General features: G+C 67.8%; 3 protein-coding genes. All 3 read right to left on the bottom strand.

Translation table 11 applies throughout. The annotated features are described in order from the left end of the window. Positions 1-3: 3 nt before the first annotated feature. Positions 4-1,404 carry an allophanate hydrolase gene (locus DMB80_RS27630; protein WP_111512744.1) on the bottom strand — a complete coding sequence of 467 codons (1,401 nt, stop codon included), beginning with the start codon at positions 1,402-1,404 and terminating at the stop codon, positions 4-6. A gap of 64 nt (positions 1,405-1,468) precedes the next feature. After that, positions 1,469-2,146 (bottom strand): GntR family transcriptional regulator, encoded by a 678-nt coding sequence (locus DMB80_RS27625; RefSeq protein WP_111512743.1) that lies wholly within the window; start codon positions 2,144-2,146, stop codon positions 1,469-1,471. 80 nt (positions 2,147-2,226) lie between these two features. Next, a complete protein-coding gene (locus DMB80_RS27620; RefSeq protein WP_111512742.1) occupies positions 2,227-3,585 on the bottom strand; it encodes an HNH endonuclease signature motif containing protein in 1,359 nt (452 codons plus the stop codon). Positions 3,586-3,752: the final 167 nt, after the last annotated feature.

Below are 3,752 nucleotides of genomic sequence, written 5' to 3'. Positions count from 1 at the left end.
GGTTCACAGCAGCTCCTCGGTGGGGATCGGGGCGGGGGAGGGATGGCGGACGGGTCGCGATTCGTCGAGGATCTGCGCGGCGAGGTGCAGGACGGTGTCGTCGCTGAGCGCCGCTCCGAGAAGCATGGCGCTGCAGGGTCTTCCGTCTTCGGTGAGACCGATCGGGATCGCCGTACCGCACAGATCGAGCAGATTGCCGAAGTGCGTGTAATGGCCGAGCACCGTGTTCGTGCGGATCGGGTCCGCCTGGACCTCGTCGACGGTGAACGTGGTACCGATCGTGGGTAGCACGAGGACGTCTACGCCTTGCCACAGTCGGCTCACGTGCGCTTTGAGTTCCTGCAGGCGCTGTAGTGCGGCGAACGCGTCGACTGCCGTGTAGCGGTGTCCGCCGGCGAAGATCTCGCGCACCACGGGGTGGATCGATTCGGGGTGCTCGGCGAGGAAGTCGCCGAACTCGACGAGGCGTTCGGCCACCCAGGGCCCCTGGTAAAGCAGGGATCCGGCCGCCAGGAAGGGTTCGAGGGGGACGTCGACGATCGTGTGCTGGCGGGCGAGCTGCTCCCGGAAGGCCAGGTGGGCCGTGCGCATCGCGGCATCGCCGAAGAATTCGAGTTCCTCAGCGGGCGGCAGCCCGACGCGCACGGGGGAATTGCTCACGCGGGGACCGCGGTCACGCGACCAGGGGTCGCCGTCGTCGCGGGCGATCATGATGTCGAGTACGCGGTCGGCGTCGTCGATGCAGCCGGCCATGACGGTGAGGCAGTCGAGAGACTTGCACGCCGGTACCAGTCCGACGGTACTGATCAGCCCGCGCGACGGTTTGACGCCGACGACGCCGTTGAGCGCGGCGGGCACCCGACCGGATCCGGCGGTATCGGTGGCGACGGCGAAGGGCACCTGACCGAGGGCCACCGCCAATGCCGAGCCGGAGCTGGAGCCGCCCGAGATGATGCCGCGGCCGTACACGCTGCGGGGGATGGTGTGCGGCGTCCGCGTGCCGTTGAGACCTGTGGCGAACTGGTCGAGGTTGGTTTTGCCCACGTACAGCGCCCCGGCGTCGAGGAGGCGTTGCACCGCGGGTGCTGTCGCGTCGGCGACGTAGGCGAAGTCAGGGCACGACAGCGTGGTCGGCACTCCAGCGACGTCGATGCTGTCCTTCACCCCGAAGGGCACGCCGTAGAGCGGTAGCGTCCGGGCACCGGGTCGGCGTTCGATGGCCTCGGCAGCAGCGATCAGCTCATCGCGGGGGACGGTCGACAGCCAGGTGCCGTCGTCTCCGCGGGCCTCGATCGCGTCGGCGACGCGGGCTGCGGTCTTGACAGGCGATCCGGTTCCGCCGGCATGGGAGGCCAGGATCTCGGCCACGGACGGCCCGATCGACGGCCCACGGTGTTCTTCCATATCTGTCGATTGTCGACAGAATCATGGCGACCGCGGGTCGGGAATGTGTCGTTTGTGTAAGCGCTTACGGGCCGGTGTCCGCTTCGAGACCCAGATAGTCGAGATGGCCGTGCTCGCGTAGCGCCGCCACCACGATGTCGGCCCGATTGGACTCCAACGCTTCGAGGATCGCCCGATGCCGCTGCCTGCCGTCCGCGGCGTCGCGCTGGTGAGCCTCTTCGCGCAGGTTCTTCGCCATCGGTAGCTGCAGCTTGAGCAGGATCGGCGCGAGTGCGATGTCCAGTTGGCGGTTGTCGGCCAACGTGACCACGGCCGCATGGAAGTCGCGGTGCGCGTCGTCGCGGTCGAGTGCGTTCTCGGCGTTGTCCATCCGGTCCAGTGCAGCGCGGATCGGCTCGAGCTGGCGGTCTGGATCGCCTAGGGGGAGCGCGGTTTCGATGGCGTGCCGCTCGAGGACGTGCCGGAGCTCGAACAGCTGCAGGATGTCGCTGGGCGACCACTCGGTCACCCGCGAGCCGCGCCGCGGGAGATGTTCGACGAGCCCCTGCTGGGCGAGGAGGCGCAGGGCCTCGCGCAAGGGCGCCCGGCTGATGCCGAGATCGGCGCACAGCTGTTCCTCGACGATCTTCTGGCCGGGCACGAGCTGTCCGGACAGAATCGCATCGCGCAGCCGGTGGCCGGCCACTTCGACGAGTGTCGCGGGCAGCACCGGCCGCGACGGAACTCCGTTGGGCGCTGCCATGGCACACAATGGTAGGAACAATTGGCGCCACGTGCAGCGATAGCCCCCGTGCTACGACGAGAAGCATTGTCCGCCAGCACTTATGGATCATCGTCGCCTTCGGGCAGGAGGTGGCGTTCGGGCTGGTGGTAGCCGTTCACGCGGCGTCGGCCGGTGTCGAGGTCGGGTGGGGGTAGCCATTCGGCTTGGCCGCGGTTGTTGACTGTGGTGGTCCAGCCGGTCTGTTCGATCATGCGGTTGTCCGGCCCACAGGCGAGGGTGAGGTTGGTGATGTCGGTGGCCCCGCCGCTGTTCCAGTCGTCGATGTGGTGGACCTGGGTCCAGTAACCGGGCACGGTGCAGCCGGGCCGGGTGCAGCCGCGGGCGGAGGAGTGCAGCACAATTCTTTGTGCCGCCGACGCCAGCCGTTTCGTGCGGCCCAGATACAGCGGTTGATTGGTGTGCTGATCGAACACCGCGAGGTAGTGGTGCGCGTGGCTGGCCATCCGGATGAGGTCGGCCATCGGCAACAGGGAGCCGCCGCCGGTGACCGCCACCCCTGCCGACTTCTCTAGTTCCTGCAAGGTTGTGGAGACGATCACGGTGACCGGTAAACCGTTGTGCGAGCCCAACTCACCCGAGGAGAGCGCCATCCGCCCGACAGCCAGCCACGCGTCGTGATTGCGCTGTGCCACGCTGCGCGTGTCGCGACGCTTCTGCTCGGGATCGGGTTCTGCGTCGACACAGGGTGTCTCGTCGTCGGGGTTGCACATCCCCGGTGCCGCGAGCTTGGCCTGGATGGCTTCGTACGTGGCCCGTGCTTCCGGGGTGATCCAGCCCGAGAGGCGGCTCATCCCGTCGGCCTGCTGCTCACCCAGTGTGATCCCGCGCTTGCGGGCGCGGTCGGCGTCGGTGGGTTCGGGACCGTCTTGGTCGATCATCGCCGCCAACCGATCCGCCGCCTTGCGCAGATCCTCCGGCGTCAATCCGGCGCCCAGCGACGCCAACTGTCGATCGGCGGCGGCGCGGGTGTCGACATCGACCCACATCGGCAGGTCCTGGTGGAACGTCGCGATCACCGCGACATGCTCGCCGTCCAGGGTGCCGGCGGCTTGTGCGGCGGCGGTGGCCTCCCAGACCGGCGGCAACGGCTCCCCGGTCAGGGATTGGCGCGGGCCCAGGTGCGCGGCATCAGCAAGTCGGCGTTTTGACTCTTTATCCGACACCCGCAGCGCGGTGGTCAGAACTTTCTTCCAGGACGCTTCACCGAGTCGGCGCGGCTCCGTCTCTGTCGTGAGCCGAGCCAAAACCTGATGCTCCAGCGCCGGAACCGATCGCACCACCGTGGTCACCTCAGCCAACAGAGCCACCAACTCCGGGTGGGTCAGCGTGTCGCAGGCGCCCTGCAGGATCGCCAGCTGAGCCCGCAACCCCTCCACCGCACCCGCGACGACATCCATACATCGAACACTAGTTCGAACCTCCGACAGAATAGCGGCTCGCGTTGACTCATCAGAAATGCGCGCGAATGGGCGGGTCGTTGCCTCATCAGGAATGCGCGCGTAGGCCCAGTGGATGGGGTTGACGTTGACCGAGCGCCGAGCAATCACCGAGGCGGCTGCGAAGC

It is taken from the genome of Mycobacterium kyogaense (assembly GCF_003254575.1).
GTDB lineage: Bacteria > Actinomycetota > Actinomycetes > Mycobacteriales > Mycobacteriaceae > Mycobacterium > Mycobacterium kyogaense.
The sequence above is the reverse complement of the archived record's forward strand: the minus strand, read 5'-3'. Positions and strand labels throughout refer to the sequence as shown.

Excerpts from the sequence above, each read along its gene's own strand:
- DMB80_RS27630 (WP_111512744.1), bottom strand. The coding sequence starts at position 1,404 with ATGGAAGAACACCGTGGGCCGTCGATCGGGCCGTCCGTGGCCGAGATC.
- DMB80_RS27625 (WP_111512743.1), bottom strand. The coding sequence starts at position 2,146 with ATGGCAGCGCCCAACGGAGTTCCGTCGCGGCCGGTGCTGCCCGCGACA.
- DMB80_RS27620 (WP_111512742.1), bottom strand. The coding sequence starts at position 3,585 with ATGGATGTCGTCGCGGGTGCGGTGGAGGGGTTGCGGGCTCAGCTGGCG.